Source organism: Galbibacter mesophilus (assembly GCF_023721415.1).
In the GTDB taxonomy this organism is placed as follows: domain Bacteria; phylum Bacteroidota; class Bacteroidia; order Flavobacteriales; family Flavobacteriaceae; genus Galbibacter; species Galbibacter mesophilus.
This window is the reverse complement of sequence record NZ_JAMQVC010000001.1, coordinates 74533-95737: the sequence shown is the minus strand read 5'-3', so window position 1 is coordinate 95737 and position 21205 is coordinate 74533. Positions and strand designations below refer to the sequence as shown.

Sequence of the window (21205 nt, the reverse complement as noted above, 5' to 3'; positions counted from 1 at the left end):
GCGATATGGATAAAAAAAGACGTGATTTTATAAATTGTGAAGTAATCAACCTGGCCAAATTGAAATGTGATTTCAAGGAGGTAATTGCCATTTCCAAACAGAAAAATGAAGCATTTGGTATTTTGAATACAGAGTATCAATTAAAAAACAATTATGGTGAAGGCTGCATCAGTCTTATAGAGTTTCAAGGGGTTTCCATTCATTATTGCAATTTTAAACTTACGAGGGATTTGGTTTTTTATGCTGAATCTAACGAGCCCTCCATACAGATGTCTTTTTTGATAGAAGGGGAGAAGATTATTTCTTTAAGAGGTTACGAAGATGTTTTAAACGAAAGCCAAGAAGGATATTTGGTGAAATCTGAAGACTTTAAGGGGTATGTAAGGGTTACGGGGCAACGTATTTTTAAAGAAATTAGAATATCCATCGCGATAGATTACTTAAAAAATAAAGGGTTAAAGGATTTGAATTCTGTTAAAAACTACAACGATAGTGGTATTATCCAGCCCTTTTATAAAAACATACATTCACTTATAATTTTTATTTTGGAAACCAATTTTCAAAATATTTCCGGGAGGCTACTATTGGAGTCAAAAATACTGGAATTGCTATCACTTCAATTGGAACAATCTAAAACGCAACGGCAAGTAAATGCCGCTGGAAACAATAAAATTTTGAAAAAAATTTATGAAGCCAAAGAGTTTATGGAAGCTAATTTAAATGAAAATTATTCCATAAAGGAAATGTCCAAAACCATGGCTTTAAATGAGTATATTTTTAAAAAGGAATTTAAAAGGATTTTCGGCTGCACTATTAATGAGTTTTATATGCAGCAGAAAATGAATAAAGCTTCAGAATTATTAAGAGCCTCCCAAAAACCTATTTATGAAATTGCAGAAGCTGTAGGATACAAAAATGCCACACATTTTAGTGCGGCATTTAAAAGAGTATATAAGTTATCGCCCAAACAATTTAGAAATAGACTGTTTGAAAGTGAAGCGATTGGAAATTCTTAAAAACTATTAATCGTCTTTCTCAGTGCCACTAAATTGGTTAGTAATTTCTCCAAATGATCCAAGTGCAACATGTTGGCACCGTCACTTTTAGCGTTGGCAGGGTCAAAATGGGTTTCCATAAAAAGTCCGTCTACGCCTGCAGCAATTCCTGCACGGGCCATTGTACCAATAAGTTCTGGTCGGCCACCTGTTACACCGCTGCTTTGGTTAGGCTGTTGCAGTGAATGTGTAACGTCTAGTACAACCGGTGCATATTGTTTCATGGTGGGAACTCCCCTAAAATCCACAATCATATCTTGGTAGCCAAACATGGTTCCGCGGTCGGTAATTACGGCTTGTTCATTGCCGCAGTCCAACACTTTTTGCACAGCATGTTTCATACTTTCCGGACTCATAAATTGTCCTTTTTTCAAATTAACCGTTTTGCCCGTTTCTGCAGCGGCAATAAGCAAATCTGTTTGACGTACCAAAAAGGCAGGAATCTGAAGAATGTCGACATATTCCGCAGCCATTGCCGCATCAGACGTTTCATGGATATCGGTAACTGTAGGTACGTGAAAAGTTTCAGACACTTTACGTAAAATTTTCAGAGCCTTTTCGTCTCCAATTCCTGTAAATGAGTCAATTCTGCTTCGGTTTGCTTTTTTAAAACTTCCCTTAAAAACATAAGGGATTTCAAGTTTATCAGTTATAGAAACTACTTTTTCAGCTATACGCAAGGCCATTTCTTCACCTTCTATGGCGCAAGGACCAGCCAGTAGAAAGAAATTGTTGCTATCAGAATGTTTTATTTGTGGTATTTTTTCTAGTTGCATTTCAATAAATATTAATAGCACAAAGATACTGTTTTACTTTATATGGGCATCTGTGAACCAATAAAGTATAACCCTTTATTTTCTTCTGAAGAAATTCTTAAAATACAAATGGTCATGGAATGTAAAATGAATATGATTTCTGAGTTAATAATTTAATAATCAATTAATTAAATAAATTCACTTTTTTATCTTTTCTATCATAATTAAACATTACCTTTGCGCCCTTAAAAGCGAGGATATAATTATGACATCCATTAAAAACATAGCAATTATTGCACACGTTGACCACGGAAAAACTACGTTGGTTGATAAAATTTTACATCACTGTGAACTTTTTAGGGATAATCAAGAAACAGGAGAACTGATTCTTGATAACAACGATTTGGAAAGAGAAAGGGGAATTACCATTCTTTCTAAAAACGTGTCTGTAATGTACAAAGACACTAAAATTAATATCATTGATACCCCTGGTCACGCCGATTTTGGTGGAGAGGTAGAGCGTGTATTGAACATGGCAGATGGAGTTTTGTTGTTGGTAGATGCTTTTGAAGGGCCAATGCCACAAACACGTTTTGTATTGCAAAAGGCAATCTCTATGAAATTGAAGCCAATTGTGGTTGTAAACAAAGTGGACAAGGAAAACTGTACTCCTGACGAAGTGCATGAATCTGTTTTTGATTTGATGTTTGAATTGGGTGCAGAGGAGTGGCAATTGGATTTCCCAACCGTTTATGGTTCTGCCAAAAACAATTGGATGTCTGACGATTGGCAAAATCAAACTGAAAATATCGAACCGCTATTAGATATGGTGGTGGAACATATCCCTTCTCCAAAGGTTGAAGAGGGGTCTACCCAAATGTTAATTACGTCGCTGGATTTCTCATCATTTACTGGGCGTATTGCTATTGGTCGTTTGCAAAGAGGGACCTTAAAAGCGGGAATGAACGTTTCTTTAGTAAAAAGAGATGGAAGTATTTCTAAGTCTAGAATAAAAGAATTGCACCTTTTTGACGGATTAGGACGTGTGAAAGTAGAGGAAGTACAGGCTGGTGATATTTGTGCCATTGCAGGATTGGAAGGTTTCGAGATTGGTGATACTATTGCAGATTTTGAAAATCCGGAAGCACTACCTTCTATTGCAATCGATGAGCCTACTATGAGTATGTTGTTCACCATTAACGATTCTCCTTTCTTCGGAAAAGATGGAAAATTTGTTACTTCTAGGCATATTAAAGAGCGTTTGGAGAAAGAATTGGAGCGTAACTTAGCGCTTCGAGTAAACCCAACCGATAGCGCCGATAAATTTTTGGTATTTGGTCGTGGTGTATTGCACCTTTCTGTATTGATAGAAACGATGCGTAGAGAAGGTTACGAACTTCAAATTGGTCAGCCACAGGTAATTATAAAAGAAATTGATGGGGTTAAATGTGAGCCTATCGAGGAATTAACTATTGATTTACCAGAAGAAGTTTCTGGAAAAGCGGTTGAAATGGTAACCATGCGTAAAGGTGAAATGCTAAGTATGGAGCCAAAAGGAGAGCGGATGAATATCGTTTTCAATATTCCTTCAAGAGGTATTATTGGTTTGCGTAATCAATTGCTTACAGCTACTGCTGGAGAAGCCATTATGAACCACCGTTTCTTGGAATATCAACCTTATAAAGGAGAGATTCCTGGAAGAAACAATGGTTCTTTGATTTCTATGGAAAACGGTAAAGCGATTCCTTATTCTATTGATAAACTTCAGGAAAGAGGAAAATTCTTTGTTGATCCGAATGAAGAAATTTACGAAGGACAAGTAGTTGGTGAGAATTCCCGTGGTGATGATATGACGGTGAATATCACAAAAACCAAAAAACTTTCCAATGTTCGTTCATCCGGTGCAGATGACAAAGCTAAAATTGTTCCTGCGATTAAATTTTCTTTGGAAGAGGCTTTGGAGTACATCCAAAAGGATGAATATGTTGAGGTAACACCGAAAACAATGCGAATTCGTAAAATTCACCTTAAAGAAACCGATCGTAAGCGATTAGGGAAGCAAATAGGGTAATTTTATTACATATAAATCTCACAGATTTTAATTGAGTTTGTGGGGTCGTAAAAAGCAAAACATCTCAAGGATTTTAAAATCCTTGGGATGTTTTTTTATGAAATAAAATATAAGTTTTGTGTAGTAGGAAAATAGAATAATTATTTACCGCCAAAAAAAGACTTCATAATCACTTTAAGACTATAAAAGCCCATGATAATCGCTGCAACCGCCAGTAGCAATCCAACGATTAAAACTGGCCAGTACCATGGGTGGGTTTGATTTTTGAAAGCTTGATAAATCACCGTTGGTCCCATAAACATCAAGACTACGGTATAAGCAAAGTATTTTAAACTTTTAAAAAAGAGTTCTCTATCCGTTCTTTCCATTGAGATAGCTATTTATTGCACCCCGAACGTTGCCATTTTCTTCCAGTAATTTAGAGGCTGTTTCGCGGTTTACCGGTATTTCGTCCATAATCATGCGTATTCCCCTGTCTACCAGTTTGTGGTTGCTCAGTTGCATATCCACCATTTTATTGCCTTTCACACGTCCCAATCGAATCATTACCGCCGTGGAAATCATGTTTAACACTAATTTTTGTGCTGTTCCAGCTTTCATTCTGGAGCTACCGGTAACAAATTCAGGTCCTACAACCACTTCAACAGGAAATTGTGCTTCTCGTCCCATAGGGCTGTTTTTATTACATGTTATACATCCGGTTGTAATCCCATTTTTATTACATTCCTTTAAAGCTCCAATAACGTAGGGAGTAGTTCCCGAAGCGGCGATACCCACCACTACGTCTTTTTCGGTTATGTTGTACTCCTGTAAGTCCTTCCAGCCTTGATCTAAGCTGTCTTCCGCAAATTCCACTGCATTTCTTATCGCTTTTTCTCCACCTGCAATAATACCTATAACTAAGTCGTAGGATACACCAAAAGTAGGCGGACATTCTGAAGCATCTACAACTCCTAAACGACCACTAGTTCCTGCTCCCATATAGAATAGGCGTCCGCCATTTTCTAGTTTAGGAACGATGGCATTTATTAGCATTTCAATAGACGAAAGCTCTTTTTCTACAGCCAATGGAACTGTTTTATCTTCTTTATTAATGTTGATCAATAGTTCATTAACAGTCATTTTCTCCAAATGATCATACTTTGAAGTCTGTTCTGTGGTCTTTGTGAAATTCATGCCTCAAAAGTAAAAATAATTACTCAATTGTATAGGTATATCGATCAGTTTGTGATAATCTAAAATAACCGAAGGCGAAATTATCGAAGTTAGTTTGGTTGATTATGTTTCCCCTTACCGTGGCGGGTTGGGTCTCAAAAGGACCACCACCATCTGTTCCTGTTTGGTCTAAAAGTGTGCTCATAAAACTGAAATACCTTTTGGAAACGCCATAAAGGCTAATCTCAACATCCTCGCCAACGGACAATTCTTCACTGGCGAAAAATGCGAAAATTTCGTTTCCATCTACGAGCCTATCCTCAATAACATCAATAGTGTTGTCGTTTTCTGCATCAAAGGTGTAGAAATAGTAATTTTCTTCGTTCGGCGGATCTTGAAAAAATGCTTTCAACTCTATGAATTCTTCAGAAAATACTTCACCATCACTCTGAGTTACATACTCAAAACTTGGTACGGGAAGCATGGTTTCTTCCGCAGTATAAGTTTCTCCTTCATATATAACTGTAAGAAAATAAGTTGAACCAATAACGGGTTCAAAATCAGTGCAAATGTAAAAACCGCTATTGCCATCTTCAATAAAATCAAATCGATCTCCAGCTTCATTCAGAATAAAAACCTCTGCATTATTCGCGGGTGGAACTTCCGTATCAAAATATGGTGCAGTTTGGGTTAGCCTTATTTGCTGATTGGTGCCGTTGGTTTGGTTTACCCAATTAATAGAGGCTTCAACTACCAATCTGGGTGGCGCAGTTTCCAGATCCACGTCGATTACTTCTTCACAAGAAAGGAATAAAAAAACGGTGAGTATGCCTATAATTACTTTTTTCATGATGCTAAAATTTAAAGTTATAGGTAATTGAAGGGATAATACCAAAAATGGAAAGCTGTACAGCTTCGTTTCTTTGTTCTTCTACATTTTCCCTAAAGGTAATGGATGCAGCGTTCATTCTGTTGTAAACATTGTAGACACTAAAAACCCATTCACTTTGCCATCCTTTAACTTTTCTGGGTTTTGGAACGTAGGTAGCAGAAAGGTCCAAACGGTTGTATGTTGGTAACCTATTGTTGTTTCTTAATCCGAAGCTAGGAACGGTAATACCTTCGTATTCGTACTGCCCATTTGGGAAGGTGGTAGGTCGGCCTGTTTGAAAAATAAAATTGGTACCGAAGCTCCATTTATCCGTGAGCGCATAATTTGTGGTCAAGGAGATATCATGGGTTTTGTCGAAAGGGGTGAAATACCATTCTCCGTTGTTAATTCCGGGTTCATTTGCATTTCTACCAGGTGTTCTCTGCATGGATTCTGATAAAGTGTAAGAAATCCAGCCCTGTAGTTTACCGACGTTCTTTTTGAAGAGCACTTCCATTCCGTATGCTTTTGCTTTTCCATTTAAAATTACTTGTTCTATAGCGTTATTGGCTATAAGGTCGGCTCCGTCAATGTAATCAATTCTATTTTTTATGTTTTTGTAGAACAGTTCTACCTCCAAAGAATAATCGTTGTTGTTGATGTTTTTGAAATAACCCACCGCATATTGATCGAGAATTTGAGGCTTTACGTATGGGCCACTAGGTGTCCAAACATCCAGCGGGGTAGGGGAGCTGGTGTTAGAAAGCAGATGAAGATATTGCGACATTCTGTTGTAACTGGCTTTTATCGATTGCGTATCGTCAAACGAGTAGGAAAGCGCTAGGCGGGGCTCCAAATTGGTAAACGATTTAATGGAAGTTCCCCTGCTGGCACTTACCGTGTCTATTGGGGTGGCCTTTTCGTAAACGCCTTGGTCTGCATTGTACTTAACGGGATTGTTATTTTCGTACACATTTAGTTCATCTTGACCCAAGCGATCAAAACGACTTTGTCGAATTCCGTATTCAACCGTTAAATTGTCGCTTATTTTTTGCTCTGCACCTAAGTAAACAGCAAATTCGTTTGCATACTTATCGGTAAGTTTAAAGTAGTTTACTCCGGAATTTTCTCCTTGAGGCTCTATTTCTCCGGGATTAAATCGGTAATATACATTGTTTACCCCGTAGTTGAGTTTGAAATTGTTTGAAATGTAATGCTTAAAGTCATATTTCACATTGAAATTTTTAATACCACTATTCCAATTGAAGCCTACAAAATCCAGTGCGAGTCCGTAATAGTAATCACTATAAATTGCCGATAGATTAGAGAAGAGTTTTTCTGAAAACAAATGGTTCCATCGGGCATTGAACACGGCATTTCCATAAATATTCTTGAAACTTTCATTGATGTCAAAAACATCCCTTCCGAAGTATCCAGAAACGTACAAACTGTTTTTAGAATCGAATTTATAGGAGAGTTTAGTGTTGAGGTCGTAGAAATAAGCAGAATTTTCGTTGTCGGAAAGTTTAAGAAAAAGATGAGCATAAGAGCTTCTTCCAGCCACTAGAAAAGAACCTTTGTCTTTTACAATGGGCCCTTCCGCGAGCAACCTACTGGCAACAGCTCCGATACCTCCCGTCATATGAAAATCTTTGCTGTTTCCGTCCTTTTGGTAAATATCCAATACTGAAGACACTCTACCGCCGTATCGCGCAGGGATTCCTCCTTTGTAAAGTTTGATATTCTTGATAGCATCCGGATTGAATACGGAAAAGAAGCCAAAAAGGTGGTCGGAATTAAAAAGAATTGCTTCATCCAAAAGAATCAGGTTTTGGTCTGCCGCTCCACCACGCACGTTGAAGCCTGAGGCCGCTTCCCCAGCATTACTAACTCCCGGGAGCAGTAAAATAGATTTTATAACATCGACCTCTCCAAGAACAGCTGGTATTTTTTTAATAGTTGCTGTAGATAGATTGTTAACACTCATTTGCGGACTCTTAATGCTTATTCTTTCCACATCTTCTTCCACTACTACTTCATCAAGTTCTTCGGCGGCATCATCAAGACTAAAGTTTTTTACGACATTGTTAGAAAGGTCAATTTCTTCGGAAATATTTTGGTATCCTAAATAACTAATCTGAACGGTATAGTTGCCCGGCGGTACCGATATGGAATAAAACCCGTATTCGTTGGTAGTGGTTCCCGTTTGAAGTTCCGGTATAATAACGTTCACTCCGATAAGAGTTTCGTTACTGGAAGATTCTTTAACAATACCGCTGAGAATGGATTTATTTTGACCATAGGAAATTGCTATTCCGCATAGGAAAATTAGCAAGGCTTTGCATAAGTTGGTCATTCTTTTTCTTTTTTTGATTAAAAATAAGGGGATTTATATAAATACGGGTAACTTTAGTATTAAAATAACAAAAGCCCCCAATAGTGGGGGCCTTTCAATATATGATGGTATTCTACTTAAATTTTCTCTAAAATGCTATTGAAAGTGGCGCTTGGCCTCATAGCTTTAGTAGTGGTTTCATTATCTGGCAAATAATAACCACCAATAGAAACCTCTTTTCCTTGTGCATTGTTTAGCTCTTCTACAATGACAGCTTCTTTTTCGGTTAATTCAGAAGCTATTGGGGTGAAGATTTCTTTTAATTCAGCATCTTCCGTTTGCTTAGCCAATGCTTGTGCCCAGTAAAGACCTAAGTAAAAATGACTACCTCTAGTGTCTAGCTCACCAACTTTTCTGGAAGGAGATCTATCTTCCTCGAGGAATTTTCCGGTAGCTTCATCCAAAGTTGTCGCTAATACTTTCGCTTTGCTGTTGTTGTTCACATTACCATAGTGCTCTAAAGAAACTGCCAATGCCAAGAATTCACCAAGAGAATCCCAACGCAAGTGCCCTTCCTCTAAAAACTGCTCTACGTGTTTTGGTGCCGATCCACCTGCACCTGTTTCAAACAAACCTCCTCCATTCATCAAAGGAACGATTGAAAGCATTTTGGCACTGGTACCCACTTCTAGAATTGGGAAAAGATCGGTAAGGTAATCCCTTAATACATTTCCGGTAACGGAAATGGTGTCTTTTCCATCTTTAAGACGGGCAAGCGTATAATGAGTTGCCTCCTCAGGAGACATTATTTTTATTTCTAAACCTTCAATGTTATGGTCTTCTAAATAAACATTTACTTTTTTGATAAGCTCTGCATCGTGGGCACGATTTTCGTCTAGCCAGAAAATAGCAGGTGTGTCAGTAGCTCTTGCGCGGTTCACAGCAAGTTTTACCCAATCTTGAATAGGAAGATCTTTCACTTGGCACATTCTCCAAATATCACCTTCGGCAACTTTGTGCTCAATGATAACTTCTCCATTCTCGTTGAGAACCTGAACGGATCCATTTCCTGAAATTTCAAAAGTTTTATCGTGAGAACCGTATTCTTCGGCTTTTTGAGCCATTAAACCAACGTTGGGAACAGTTCCCATAGTTGTTGGGTCGAATGCACCGTGCTTTTTACAGAAATCGATCGTAGCTTGGTAAATGCTGGAATAACTGCTATCTGGAATAACCGCTTTCGTGTCTTGGCTTTTTCCTTCAGCATTCCACATTTGTCCGGAATTACGAATCATAGCCGGCATGGAAGCATCGATAATTACATCACTAGGAACGTGCAAGTTGGTAATCCCTTTGTCAGAATTTACCATTGCTAAGTCCGGTTGCTCCTTTAAAATATTGGCAATAGTCGCTTTTACCTCTGTCTTTTCAGCATCAGGAAGTGCTTCAACTTTTTCTAGAAGGTCTCCTAATCCGTTATTTTCTTCAACATTAATTCGATCCAGAATCGCTCCATGTTTTTCAAAAAGTTCCTTAAAGAAAACTTTCACGGTGTGTCCAAAAATAATTGGGTCAGACACCTTCATCATGGTTGCTTTCAAATGCACGGAGAAAAGAACATCTTTATCCTTGGCATCCTTTACTTGTTCTTCTAAAAAGTTAACCAACGCTTTTTTGCTCATCACAGTAGCGTCTATAACTTCTTTGTCCAATACCTTTACTTGTTCTTTTAAAACTTCTGTTTGGCCATTATCTCCAACAAATTGGATTTTTAAGTTTTGGCCATTGGCAATGGTAAGTGATTTTTCATTAGAGCGAAAATCTCCTTCTTCCATTGTTGCCACATGGGATTTTGAACTGGATGTCCATGCACCCATACTGTGAGGGTTCTTTTTCGCGTAGTTTTTAACCGCCTTTGGCGCTCTTCTGTCAGAATTACCTTCTCTAAGCACTGGGTTAACGGCGCTACCTTTTACGCTATCAAAACGTGCTTTAATTTCCTTCTCTTCATCTGTTTTAGGCTCGTGCGGATAATCTGGAATAGAAAAACCTTTTGCCTGTAACTCTTCGATGGCGTCTTCCAATTGTGGGATGGAAGCACTAATATTTGGTAGTTTTATAATATTAGCCTCTGGGGTTTTAGCAATTTCCCCAAGTTCCTGAAGGTCGTTTGTTACTTTTTGATCTTCAGAAAGCATATCTGGAAATACAGCCAAAATTCTAGCTGCTAATGAAATGTCTTTGGTTTCAATATCTATATTAGATGTTGATGTATATGCTTTTACGATGGAGAGCCAAGAGTAAGTGGCTAATGCAGGAGCTTCGTCTGTTTTAGTGTAAAGAATTTTTGGTTTTTGTGACATTTATTTGAAGAACTAATTTTAAATTAAACTGCGCAAATATACAATTTAAAACAGTTTTAGAGTAATAGAAAGTTAACCAATTGTCTTAAAATAGTGATAAAACGACAAAAGCCATATCAATACAACGAATGTTTTGATATGGCTTTTTCTGAAATAGCTTTATAAACTTTCGTGTTTTCTGTAAAGAAATCCCACTACTTGTAAATGGCTATTTCAATGAAACATCTTAATCGTTTTCTCAATAATGTAATCAAGACCTAACGGGATGTTTCAATTTTGTTTTTACTTCCTACTCAAATTTAAAACACTCGGTTTCAATTTTTTCGGCACTGATCTAACTGTTTAAAGTTAAATTCAAACTTTCTGTCAATTTTTAAAGCGCTTAGCTGTAAAAACTATCGAGACCTTATAAAAACAAAACTATGTATAAGAACTTTTTTAAAGTTTCTTATTGTAAATATAGGGAATAAGTGTCTTGAAAGCAATTTTTCAACGGATTAGTAATCAACAAGTTACGAACTGACGTTATTAACAATTGTTGATAACTAAAAAAGCCCGCGAATAGCGGGCTTTTTGTGTGTTTATGGTAAAAGGGTTATGATCTAACCTCTTTGATTCTAGCTTTTTTACCAGTAAGACCTCTGAAGTAGAATATACGTGCTCTACGTACTTTACCTCTTTTGTTAATCTCAACTTTTTGCAATGCTGGCATGTTGATTGGGAAAATTCTTTCTACGCCCACAGTTCCAGACATTTTTCTAATAGTAAAGGTTTCTGAAGTACCAGTACCTCTTCTTTGAATTACAACTCCTCTAAAGAACTGAGTACGTGTTTTCTCACCTTCTTTAATTTCGTAGTAAACAGTGATAGTATCTCCTGCAGAAAACTGAGGGAATTCTTTCTTTTCTACAAATTCGTCTTGTACAAATTTTACTAAAGCTTCCATTGTGCTATATTTATAAAGTGTTGATTCACGCTAACATACACGAGTTTCGTCAGAGGTTAACCTGAAATAGGGTGCAAAATTAATTATTATTCCTTAATTTCCAATCTTTTGCATGTTTTTTATTGATACCACATGGAATTTTATTCAGTAAAGTTGCTTTTAGATACAATTTTTAGAATCAAGATTTAAGAATCACGAGCCAAGAGCCATGATGCAAGATTTAGGATTAAATTCCCAATACCCAAAATCGTAAGTTTAAGGTCAAGGGTTCAAAGTATTCAGTGGCCAGTTTCAAAGTTTTTTTGTTCGATAAGTTACCGCCTACTCCTTACCGCCTAAAGCCTACAGCTTCCAACACCTAAAATCCAACACCCAGATAACTTACTCTCCCAATAAATCCGGTCTGCGTTTTTTGGTGCGTTCATAGGCTTGGTCTTCCCGCCATTGTTCAATTTTAGGGAAGTTACCGCTTAATAAAATTTCGGGTACTTTATGACCTTTATAGTCGGCTGGCCTTGTGTAAACAGGAGGTGCAAGTAAATTATCCTGAAAAGAATCTGTTAAGGCGGAGGTTTCGTCATTTAAAACGCCAGGTACTAATCTTATTATAGCATCGCAAAGGACTGCGGCGCCTAATTCCCCGCCAGAAAGCACATAGTCGCCAATTGAAATTTCCCTTGTAACAAACAAATCCCTGACCCTTTGGTCTACACCTTTGTAATGCCCACAAAGAATTATTAAATTTCCTTTTAAAGATAATTGGTTAGCGATGTTCTGGTTTAGAGTTTCGCCATCGGGAGTCATGTAAATTACTTCATCATATTCCCGTTGTGCTTTTAGTTCGCTGATACATTTATCAATAGGTTCTATCAACATAACCATACCAGCGCCACCACCAAATTGATAGTCGTCTACCGTTTTGTAGTTGTTGGTGGTGTAGTCCCTTAAATTATGAAAATGAACTTCTACATGTCCTTTTTCAATAGCGCGTTTCATAATTGAGCCTTCAAACGGACTTTTCATTAAATCGGGGAGTACGGTTATGATATCAATTCGCATGGCAAACGGTCTTAATTCTGTTTATTTTTCTGTATTTTCTTCCTTTTCCTTGGACTCCTTGCTGGCATCATGAAACTTAATAGTTCCATCTACTTCGCCTTTGTAAGCTTCAATAAAGGCATTTTTAAAAATGCCCACAATAGTAGTGAAAATATTTGAGCCAACATTGTTTAAGTCACCTTCAACTGGTATTTTAGTGGCTAGGCTGTCTTCTTTTTGGTTCTTAAAGATAAATTTGAAGAAACCAACAAAGCCTTCCCAAGCTTTTTTAAAAATATCGCTGTCTTCCTTTCCGAAGTCATCTACTATTTTGGTATCTGTTAAAATAGGCTTGAAATAACCTTTTAGGTATCCGTCTTTTATGGCAACTTCACTAAACAAATCGAAATTTCCTTTTTCAAAATCAAAGCCGGCGTAAGCAAGTGTAAATGAATTCAGCGCTTTAACATCTGCATTCTCTAAAGAAAAATTGAAATCAATATCCGGTACCTGTTTTACCAAGTCCATTTCTCCGTCGAGGCTTACATTTCCTTGTCCGATACTTACGGCCGTTAAATGCACTGAAGACGGTAGTTTTTCTTCTTGATTTACTACATTTCGAAGGTTTGTGGCGCGCAAATCGATCTGATCGATAAACAAATCTACGTCCGGACTTTTATTGAACTGAATAAAACCTACTTTTCCATTGGTAACTGTTAGTTCGTTAATGTCTATAGGAACAAGGTCAGTAAGTGCTTTGCTCCAATCTTCATTGGTAGGTCCTGCGGAGTCCTTTGCTTGCTCTTCAAAAACATAGGTGATTTTGGGTCTATGAAGCTTAATTTCGCTCACTATTTTTCCGTCAAAAAGAGAACTCCATTGAAGTGAAATATCCGACTTTTCAAAATCCAAGAACGGAATGTTGCTTTCACCGTTCACCTTGTCTAATTTCAATTTATGGATTACGTAAGCTCCGCGATAAAAGTTAAGGTCGATATCGTCAACGCTTCCCCAGTAGCCTGGGATATTTTGTAAAGTGTTGTTAACATACCTTTTTACAGCATAAGGGAGGATGAGCCGAATAATTAGTAGCACCGCTATAATTATTAGAATGGTATAGGAGGCCTTCTTTCTTTTTCTCATTGATAGGGTTTTAAGGAGTAATATAAAAAAACTCCCCAAATGGGGAGTTTAATAAAATCATAAAAAAGTCAATTATCCTTATTTGGACTTTGCCAATTTCTGTTTGTTTATTTCGTCCTGTAATTGTCTTCTAGCTTTTTGTTCCCTTTCTAAGGCTTTTCTTCGGTGTTCTTCATATTCTTCTTCCAGTTCTGCCAAAGATTTTCTTGCGTCTTGTGTTATCGCATTAGCATTTCTAAACTTATAGACAAATAAAGCGAGAATAAGCGCAAGTAGGGCAACGATGCCCCACATAATTCCTTTGTAAGCAGGCTTGTTGATAAGTGCTCCGAAAAAGGAAATACTATCTTTTTCCTCGGTAACTCGGGATAGCTGCTGGTTGGTGGACGCCAACTGCTTGTTAAGGCTGTCTATTTTTGCTCTTTGAGTAGTTGTGAGTTCTTCAGAAGAAGCAAGTTCGTTTTCTAATCTAGCTACAGAATCCAACGTGTTTTTCTTCAAAAGCAAGAGCCAATTTCTTTTTACCACCTTATAATCTTGATAGTTGTTGGCTTTTTCAAAAATGTATTCAAACTGATTGTCAATAGTTCCTTCCGTTAAGGATAATTTGTTTTCATCCTCCTCTTGGGCCTTTACGGAAAAAACAGTTAAAAGAAATAATACGGTTGCTGTTAAAATAGTCTTTCTGGTCATCTTCAATTCGTTAAAAATTAAATTTGGGATTTGCAAAGTTAGGTTTTTTACTGCTAACGAGTGCAATCTTGACTTATTGTTTAGAAATTGTAAAAAATAACTATTCAACTTCAACAGGGTGAAGTTCCGAAGCTCTTTTTAAAGGGAAAGTTTTGTAGGCACGTAATTGAAAAATAATGTCGTTGGTTCGAATAAGCTCATCAAACTCTTGTCTCGTGTAATGATAGCCAACATTAAATTGAACTTTAAAGCTTGGGTCTACCACATAGCCTATGCCTGGGGAAAGGCGGATTACGTCATTAATTTGTTTGGATTTTTTAATGTTGAAAAAGAATTCTAGGTCGGTTGGGATATAAAAGCCCCTTTGTCCGTTAAAAATTAATCCTTCCAAATTGATAATTCCTCTTATGCGATAGCGTAGCCGAAGTCCGAATGAACTGTTACTTCGGAATAAATTGGTGAAACGTTCTTCCAGCCGGAGATATTGTTTAAAGTGCGTACGATTGGTGGGTTTGAAGCTTAATTTGTATCCCTGATGAAGGCGGTACTCAAAGGCATTGGTTGCGTTGAAGTTATCAATTATAAAATAGGAAACTCCACCAGCCAAAGCATGGTTAAACCGAAGGTTTTTTAAATTTAGTTCTTTAAGCTCATAAACGGCTTCAGCCCGAGTAACGAAATTCTGATTTGATTTCGGCTCATATCTTCTATAGCTTACAATGGTATTAAGCGTTGTTCTTTCGCTAAGTTTCCACGAAGGTCTAAAATCCACCCAAATCTGACTGGTTATATCATGGTCTACTATGCTGTCGTTTTGGGAAAAACAAGAGAATGCATTTACTGTTGCAATAAATATGCATAAAGCTACTTTTATGAATAGCGGAACTGTAGTGTATAGCTTCATGGATATTAACAGTCTTACATTTTGCTATCTAAAATAGCTATTTAATGTGAGACGATAAAATAGACAGATTCAAAAAAGCAAAATTGAAAAAGGACCTGAAATACAACCGATGTGATTGATAAAAGACGCTATTCCGCTTCGTATAGTTCAATGGGTAAACGGTCTGGGTCTTCAAAGAAAGTGAACTTTTTACCAGTGTGTTCATCTCTACGAATGGGTTCGGTAGTGATGTTTTTGGTGTTTAGGTAAGAAATTTCCTTTTCAATATTCTTTACACCAAAGGCAAGGTGCCTTAACCCTGTGGCTTCTGGTCGCGTAGGTCTTTTGGGCGGATTAGGAAAAGAGAAAAGCTCGATTAAATAAGTTCCGTTGAGGGAAAGGTCCAGCTTGTAAGATTGCCTCTCTTCACGATATACTTCATTTTCTATGGTAAAACCTAAAATCTCGGTGTAAAACTGTTTTGATACCTCATAATTTGAGCAAATAATGGCGATATGATGTAAGTTAACGATTTCCATTCGGTAAATATAAAGATGTTTGTGCTGGTTCTTCAATATAAAACTGAAAGTAAAAAGTATTTGCAAAATTCATCTTTGAAAAAATAGAGTATTTCTTTAAATGGATTGATGAAAATGGATGGTAAATAACAAATTTCTTGTCCCAGATTATCTTTTTCCTCAGTAGATTATAATAACTTTGAAGAATAAGGTTTTTTCTGAAATAAAACCTGGCAACCTCAAAAAATTAAAGCCCTGTAATGAAAAAGAAAATTGTGATTGTAGGAGGTGGTTTTGCCGGTATCGAATTGGTAAGTCAGCTTAAAGATTCCAGCGCCTACGATGTGGTTCTTGTAGATTTAAATAATTATAATTTTTTCCCGCCTTTACTGTATCAAGTGGCTTCCGGTTTTATGGAACCTTCCGCTATTAGTTATCCTTTTAGAAAAATATTGAGGGGAAAAAACAATGTAAGATTTCGTTTAGGTGCGCTGCAAAAGGTGGTTCCTTCAGAAAATAAAATTATTCTAAGCAATGGTGAGGTTCAGTATGATATTTTAATCATGGCAACAGGAACGGAAACCAATTTCTTTGGAAACGAAAATATAGAAAGAGATGCATTGCCCATGAAAACCATTGGTGATGCATTGGCGTTACGAAATTTGGTATTTACCCGTTTGGAAAGAGCTACACGGGTAGAAGACCCATTGCACAGAAAAAAACTGCTGTCTTTTGTAATTGCCGGCGCCGGACCGACAGGAGTGGAGCTTTCTGGTATTTTGGCAGAAATGCGCAAGCATATTATAATGAAGGATTACCCCGAACTTATTAAAGACGATTTAGGTGAAATTTACTTGCTGGACGGATTGGATGCAGTATTGGCATCCATGTCGGAAAAAACGCAACAATACACCAAAAGAAAATTGGAAGGATTGGGCGTAAAAGTAAAATTGAATACGTTAGTAAAAGATTTTGAAGACGGGGTAGTATTCTTGTCTGACGGAACTACCATCGCTTCTAAAAATTTGATTTGGGCTGCAGGGGTTTCCGCTAAAGTTTTCGACGGATTTAAAAAAGAAGATTACGGTCGCGGTCGCCGCTTAGTAACGGATGCTTTTAATAAGGTGAAGGGTTATGATAATATTTATGCCGTGGGCGATACAGCCCTTTTAGAAGGTGATGCCAAATATCCGGACGGACACCCACAAGTGGCGCAAGTAGCGATTCAAATGGCAGATAATCTTGGTGAAAATTTAAAAAAGAAAGAAGGTCAATGGCAACCATTTAATTATAGTGATAAAGGTTCTATGGCTATTATCGGGCGGAATAAAGCTGTTACCGACGGACCGAATGAGCGCTTCTTTTTAAAAGGATTTCCAGCGTGGTTTATTTGGATTTTCGTTCATATTATGTCTTTGGTGAATTACAAAAACCGACTTCGTGCGCTTTACGATTGGATAGGATATTACTTCAGTAAAGACCAATCGTTCCGAATGATTATTAAGCCTCGGGATACGTCTAGAAAATAAAGAGTATTTTTCCTCGGATGTACCAGCAGTTAATTCACTATTGGCGCATCCGAAGGCATTGATAACTGTTTTTATTTTTACTGTATCGCTTTGTTGACTTCTTTTTGCAATAAGTAGACAAAAATATACCAGGTTAAAAAAATAAAAAGTAACCACCCGAATGAAATAATTACTACGGTAGAAATTGGTGGCTGATATCTTGTAAGTATAATGATGTACATAAAAGCCAATAGTACGCCAATTATTCCCCAATTGATATAACGCCACACGCCCATAATCTTTTGTTTCTTTTTTTTACGCTTTATGACAGTTCTTTTTAAGGTAATCCAAATTCCAGTAAGGATTAAAGAAGAGATTCCCAATCCGAATACAAACCAAATGATTTTTGTTGTCAAACCTCCCCAATATCCAAAATGGAGTGGGTCTGCAATGTCGTTTAGGTACATTACAGTAGGAATGTTTTTGGCCTTTTGAACTTTTATAGGTTGATAGGTTACTGGATCCACGTATATCCTATTAGCACGTTCCCTAACTAATGGAACATCGCTTTTTCCAGTAATGTAAATTACATTGTTCGTTTTTTCAGGAATGTTAATATTACTGGTTTTTAAATTAGGAATGGCTTTTTTGGCGGTGATTATTGCTCGATCGAAATCGATACTTTTTATGTCTTCGACTTGTCTTTCGTTTTTAATTTCTGGATTTTTCGGATTGGAAATTGTTCCAATATTGCCAGTGTCCGTGCGTTCTAAGAAATACCAAATTCCGGTAACGGAAAAAAGAATGGAAAACGGCACCGACCAAAGTCCAACAAGTCTATGAAGACTTCTAAAAAAGACCAAAGATCCTTTTCCCGTTTGAAGTTCAAAAAGTTTTCGCCACCATTTTTTATAGAAGACCAATGCTGTCGCAAACGAAATAAAAAGAAGAAATGCAAAAATAAGGACGGTAAAATGCCCAATTTGAAAAGGGATAAATAAATAGTAATGCAAATCCCTAAAGAAACGTTGTACGGTTAATTTACTTTCTCCTTGAATTTCGCCCGTATATGGATTGGCAAAAACATAGCTGTTGTTTCCGTTTTCTTCCTTGTATATAATATCGCATAAGTAAGCCTCGTTTGGACGCGTCCAATAAGTCATTTTGCCTTCAGGATATTTCTCTTTAAAATTAGCCGCAATTAGGTTTCGGGAGGCTAATTCTTTTTGTGGGGTAGCTCGGATACTTGGATTAAATAGCCAATCCATTTCATGGCTAAGTGTGGCCAAAGTTCCTGAAAAGCATACTATAAAAAATAATATGCTTAATCGAATACCTATCCAGCTGTGGATTTTAAAAAAGTGTTTCTTTTTTATTCTCATTTTTTAAAAGGAGTATCCAACGCTTAATAAATAATTTCTCGGAGCTCCGGGATAAAGGCGAACATAGCTGTAGCCACCTACCCAATGCGTTTTATCAAATACATTATTTACTAAGAATGATATGTTGAAACGATCGACTTTATAACTTGCGCCAGCATCAAAGATGGTGTACTCCGGTAGGCGCAAGGTAGGCTCAAAAGTGTTCCTAGCGGAAGAAAATGTGCTTCCAAAGGTTAATCCCATTCCATTTAAAGCTCCAGAATTAAAGTGATATTTTCCAAAGAAACCACCTTGGTTTAGAGGGGCATTCTCTTTGGTTCGACCTATTTCTTCTGGGTTGTCACTTTCAGTAATCTCAGCAACATTATAGGCATAATTGGCCGTTAAGGTCAGGTTTGGCGATATTCTACCATTAATGTCGAGTTCGAAACCTTTTGCTACTTCTTGGCCTCTTTGTGTCAACAGGTCGGGATTACCAGGATCATTGGCATTTACCAAAATGTTATTATTTTCAATGTAATAAATAGCTAAGTTGGCCGCTAAATTTTTATTGAAAAACTCTCCTTTTGCACCACCTTCAACCATATAGGCAGTTACGGGATCAAAAGGTCCTCCTGCATTTGGATCTGTCTGGGATGCCAATCCTTGTGGCTGAAAACTTTGGGTGTAAGTACCATAAACATTTACATTATCCGTAGCTGAATATACCACACCCAATCGCGGCAAAAACTTGTTTTGAGTAGTGGTTTCTTCATCAGCTTGGTTGAAGTTTGTTACATCTACGTAGAACTCTTGTCTTCCTCCAACTAAAAATTGGAAATCATTCCATTTTATTTGGTCCTGGACATAAAAACCATAATTGTAATATTTTGTAGGGTCTCGCGGACTTTCATCAAAAACGTAATCGCTGATTCTTGCCACGTTGTATGAAGGATCTTCCAGATTAAAGTGAGGGACATTGGGTACGGGATTTCCATTGTCATCCCTTAAAAAATTCGGGAAATCTGCTGGACTATTGGAAACTCCTCCGCCTTGTAATCGGTAACCGCGGGCAAACGATTGTGCATTACCAACCGGTTGTCTTTGTTCGTTATAATCAAAACCAGCTACAATTTTATGGGAGGCGGGTCCTGTTTGCGCTTCATATAAAAAGTATGTCGATAAGTTATCCGCTACCCATTGTTGTTGCCTAGTAATTACCTGCATTCCCATTAAAGTTGGGATAGGCTGGCCATTTCCGTCAATAGCAAATTGATTGGAAGTACGGTGTTCTTGCAAATCTTCTTCATACATATAACGCATGTAGGAAGCGTTAAACGAAAAGTCATCAGTAAATTTATGGTTTAGTGATAGGGTAGCGTAGGCTACATCCGTCACTTGAAAATCACTTGTTTGTGCAATTGCAAAAGAAATTGGTGTCGAGTTTAGGTCGGTTCCTGCTGTGGCTCCAAAAATTGGCTGACCACGATCCAACTTACTATCAAAATTAGTGATTACCAAATCGAAGTTAATGCGTGTTTTTTCCGTTGGTAGAAATGAAATAGAAGGTGCAACAACATATGATTTAAAATCTTGAAGGTCTCTAAAAGAATCCGAATTTTCGTAGGCGAGATTGAGTCTATACAGTAAAGTGCCTTTATCGTTCATCGGGCCGGTAAAATCGGCAGTAGTTCGTAGCGTATTAAAACTTCCTACTGTGAAATTAATAGCATTTCTACTTTCGTAAAGTGGCTTTTTGGTCACCCTGTTCATTATTCCGCCAGGTGCGGAGTTACCAAACATAGCAGATGCAGGGCCTTTTAAAACTTCTACACGTTCTATGTTTGCTAACAATGGTTGCGGACCAAAAAGTCCGAGTACCCTTAAGCCGTTGATATAGGTTTCTCCTGAACGAAATCCTCTGAACGAAAAATCATCATAATAGGAAAATTGATTTACACCACTAATATTTTTTACAATGTCGTTAACACGGTATGCCTGCTGGTCGGCCATTACCTCCTTCGTGACATAACTTACTGCTTGCGGAATATCTTTTATTGGCGTGGCTGTTTTTGTAGCGGCAAAACTCACTTCGTTTTTATAAGATTTTTCTCGTCTACCGGTAATTTCCACAGCTTGGAGCTCCTCACTCGATGAAATGAGCTGAAAGTCGAGCGTTGCGGTTTCTCCATTCTCAACAGTTAGTTCCTTAGTTTGTGTTTCAAAACCAATGTACGTAGTTTTAACTGTATGAGTGCCCGGGTTTATATCTGCAATAGCATAATTCCCGTTCTCGTTGGTAGTAATTCCTTTGCTATCTACCATTACAGTGGCTCCAGGCAGAGGTTCGCCGCTTTCTGTAGTGATGGTTCCTTTTAAGGTAGCTTGTGCTTGTAATGTAAGATTAATCAAAAATATAAATACTAGAGTTATAATTAACTTTTGCATTGTCAGTTGGGTTTTTAAGTTGGCGCAAATATAAAAACTATAGTTTATTTAGATTAATTAAA

General features: G+C 37.4%; 17 protein-coding genes. 3 read left to right on the top strand and 14 right to left on the bottom strand.

Features of this window, described 5'->3' with window-relative positions:
* Nucleotides 1–5 precede the first annotated feature (5 nt).
* On the top strand, nucleotides 6–1016 hold the full coding sequence (locus NDQ75_RS00350) for a helix-turn-helix domain-containing protein (protein WP_202028785.1): 1011 nt from the start codon (nucleotides 6–8) through the stop codon (nucleotides 1014–1016).
* On the opposite strand, the gene kdsA is transcribed toward NDQ75_RS00350, so the two are convergent.
* On the bottom strand, nucleotides 1013–1831 hold the full coding sequence (kdsA, locus tag NDQ75_RS00345) for a 3-deoxy-8-phosphooctulonate synthase (protein ID WP_202028784.1): 819 nt from the start codon (nucleotides 1829–1831) through the stop codon (nucleotides 1013–1015). The two genes, NDQ75_RS00350 and kdsA, sit on opposite strands and share 4 nt — an antisense overlap.
* A gap of 244 nt (nucleotides 1832–2075) precedes the next feature.
* Here kdsA and typA point away from each other — a divergent pair, with 244 nt between their 5' ends.
* Nucleotides 2076–3881, top strand: a complete 1806-nt coding sequence (typA, locus tag NDQ75_RS00340) for a translational GTPase TypA (RefSeq protein WP_202028783.1) — start codon at nucleotides 2076–2078, stop codon at nucleotides 3879–3881.
* Between the two features lie 140 nt (nucleotides 3882–4021).
* Here typA and NDQ75_RS00335 read toward each other — a convergent pair whose 3' ends face one another.
* The 11 genes from NDQ75_RS00335 to gloA2 form a co-directional block, all read right to left on the bottom strand.
* Nucleotides 4022–4249: a DUF6095 family protein gene (locus NDQ75_RS00335; protein WP_202028782.1), complete on the bottom strand. Its 228-nt coding sequence runs from the start codon at nucleotides 4247–4249 to the stop codon at nucleotides 4022–4024.
* Nucleotides 4233–5057: an N-acetylmuramic acid 6-phosphate etherase gene (gene murQ / locus NDQ75_RS00330; protein ID WP_202028781.1), complete on the bottom strand. Its 825-nt coding sequence runs from the start codon at nucleotides 5055–5057 to the stop codon at nucleotides 4233–4235. The genes NDQ75_RS00335 and murQ overlap by 17 nt, the downstream gene beginning before the upstream one ends.
* A gap of 19 nt (nucleotides 5058–5076) precedes the next feature.
* Nucleotides 5077–5886, bottom strand: a complete 810-nt coding sequence (locus NDQ75_RS00325; RefSeq protein ID WP_202028780.1) for a DUF4249 domain-containing protein — start codon at nucleotides 5884–5886, stop codon at nucleotides 5077–5079.
* A 4-nt stretch (nucleotides 5887–5890) separates the two neighbouring features.
* Nucleotides 5891–8263: a TonB-dependent receptor gene (locus NDQ75_RS00320; protein ID WP_202028779.1), complete on the bottom strand. Its 2373-nt coding sequence runs from the start codon at nucleotides 8261–8263 to the stop codon at nucleotides 5891–5893.
* A 116-nt stretch (nucleotides 8264–8379) separates the two neighbouring features.
* Nucleotides 8380–10605, bottom strand: a complete 2226-nt coding sequence (locus NDQ75_RS00315) for an NADP-dependent isocitrate dehydrogenase (protein WP_202028778.1) — start codon at nucleotides 10603–10605, stop codon at nucleotides 8380–8382.
* 595 nt (nucleotides 10606–11200) lie between these two features.
* On the bottom strand, nucleotides 11201–11551 hold the full coding sequence (gene rplS / locus NDQ75_RS00310) for a 50S ribosomal protein L19 (protein WP_202028777.1): 351 nt from the start codon (nucleotides 11549–11551) through the stop codon (nucleotides 11201–11203).
* Nucleotides 11552–11932: 381 nt separating this feature from the next.
* A complete protein-coding gene (gene trmD, locus NDQ75_RS00305; RefSeq protein ID WP_202028776.1) occupies nucleotides 11933–12610 on the bottom strand; it encodes a tRNA (guanosine(37)-N1)-methyltransferase TrmD in 678 nt (225 codons plus the stop codon).
* Between the two features lie 21 nt (nucleotides 12611–12631).
* Entirely contained in the window at nucleotides 12632–13732 is a 1101-nt protein-coding gene (locus NDQ75_RS00300) for a DUF748 domain-containing protein (RefSeq protein WP_202028775.1), read from the bottom strand.
* Between the two features lie 78 nt (nucleotides 13733–13810).
* Nucleotides 13811–14425, bottom strand: a complete 615-nt coding sequence (locus tag NDQ75_RS00295) for a tRNA (guanine-N1)-methyltransferase (RefSeq protein WP_202028774.1) — start codon at nucleotides 14423–14425, stop codon at nucleotides 13811–13813.
* A 100-nt stretch (nucleotides 14426–14525) separates the two neighbouring features.
* On the bottom strand, nucleotides 14526–15329 hold the full coding sequence (locus tag NDQ75_RS00290; protein WP_202028773.1) for a DUF2490 domain-containing protein: 804 nt from the start codon (nucleotides 15327–15329) through the stop codon (nucleotides 14526–14528).
* A gap of 128 nt (nucleotides 15330–15457) precedes the next feature.
* On the bottom strand, nucleotides 15458–15847 hold the full coding sequence (gene gloA2 / locus NDQ75_RS00285) for an SMU1112c/YaeR family gloxylase I-like metalloprotein (protein WP_202028772.1): 390 nt from the start codon (nucleotides 15845–15847) through the stop codon (nucleotides 15458–15460).
* Between the two features lie 239 nt (nucleotides 15848–16086).
* Here gloA2 and NDQ75_RS00280 point away from each other — a divergent pair, with 239 nt between their 5' ends.
* Nucleotides 16087–17355: an NAD(P)/FAD-dependent oxidoreductase gene (locus NDQ75_RS00280; protein WP_202028771.1), complete on the top strand. Its 1269-nt coding sequence runs from the start codon at nucleotides 16087–16089 to the stop codon at nucleotides 17353–17355.
* A gap of 77 nt (nucleotides 17356–17432) precedes the next feature.
* Here NDQ75_RS00280 and NDQ75_RS00275 read toward each other — a convergent pair whose 3' ends face one another.
* Both NDQ75_RS00275 and NDQ75_RS00270 read right to left on the bottom strand, forming a co-directional pair.
* Nucleotides 17433–18716 (bottom strand): PepSY-associated TM helix domain-containing protein, encoded by a 1284-nt coding sequence (locus NDQ75_RS00275; RefSeq protein WP_202028770.1) that lies wholly within the window; start codon nucleotides 18714–18716, stop codon nucleotides 17433–17435.
* Nucleotides 18717–18719: 3 nt separating this feature from the next.
* Complete coding sequence (locus tag NDQ75_RS00270; protein WP_202028769.1) at nucleotides 18720–21143, bottom strand: TonB-dependent receptor; 2424 nt, start codon at nucleotides 21141–21143, stop codon at nucleotides 18720–18722.
* Nucleotides 21144–21205 lie beyond the last annotated feature (62 nt).

Coding starts and splice junctions, on each gene's coding strand:
- NDQ75_RS00350 (WP_202028785.1), top strand. CDS start 6: ATGGATAAAAAAAGACGTGATTTTATAAATTGTGAAGTAATCAACCTG.
- kdsA (WP_202028784.1), bottom strand. CDS start 1,831: ATGCAACTAGAAAAAATACCACAAATAAAACATTCTGATAGCAACAAT.
- typA (WP_202028783.1), top strand. CDS start 2,076: ATGACATCCATTAAAAACATAGCAATTATTGCACACGTTGACCACGGA.
- NDQ75_RS00335 (WP_202028782.1), bottom strand. CDS start 4,249: ATGGAAAGAACGGATAGAGAACTCTTTTTTAAAAGTTTAAAATACTTT.
- murQ (WP_202028781.1), bottom strand. CDS start 5,057: ATGAATTTCACAAAGACCACAGAACAGACTTCAAAGTATGATCATTTG.
- NDQ75_RS00325 (WP_202028780.1), bottom strand. CDS start 5,886: ATGAAAAAAGTAATTATAGGCATACTCACCGTTTTTTTATTCCTTTCT.
- NDQ75_RS00320 (WP_202028779.1), bottom strand. CDS start 8,263: ATGACCAACTTATGCAAAGCCTTGCTAATTTTCCTATGCGGAATAGCA.
- NDQ75_RS00315 (WP_202028778.1), bottom strand. CDS start 10,605: ATGTCACAAAAACCAAAAATTCTTTACACTAAAACAGACGAAGCTCCT.
- rplS (WP_202028777.1), bottom strand. CDS start 11,551: ATGGAAGCTTTAGTAAAATTTGTACAAGACGAATTTGTAGAAAAGAAA.
- trmD (WP_202028776.1), bottom strand. CDS start 12,610: ATGCGAATTGATATCATAACCGTACTCCCCGATTTAATGAAAAGTCCG.
- NDQ75_RS00300 (WP_202028775.1), bottom strand. CDS start 13,732: ATGAGAAAAAGAAAGAAGGCCTCCTATACCATTCTAATAATTATAGCG.
- NDQ75_RS00295 (WP_202028774.1), bottom strand. CDS start 14,425: ATGACCAGAAAGACTATTTTAACAGCAACCGTATTATTTCTTTTAACT.
- NDQ75_RS00290 (WP_202028773.1), bottom strand. CDS start 15,329: ATGAAGCTATACACTACAGTTCCGCTATTCATAAAAGTAGCTTTATGC.
- gloA2 (WP_202028772.1), bottom strand. CDS start 15,847: ATGGAAATCGTTAACTTACATCATATCGCCATTATTTGCTCAAATTAT.
- NDQ75_RS00280 (WP_202028771.1), top strand. CDS start 16,087: ATGAAAAAGAAAATTGTGATTGTAGGAGGTGGTTTTGCCGGTATCGAA.
- NDQ75_RS00275 (WP_202028770.1), bottom strand. CDS start 18,716: ATGAGAATAAAAAAGAAACACTTTTTTAAAATCCACAGCTGGATAGGT.
- NDQ75_RS00270 (WP_202028769.1), bottom strand. CDS start 21,143: ATGCAAAAGTTAATTATAACTCTAGTATTTATATTTTTGATTAATCTT.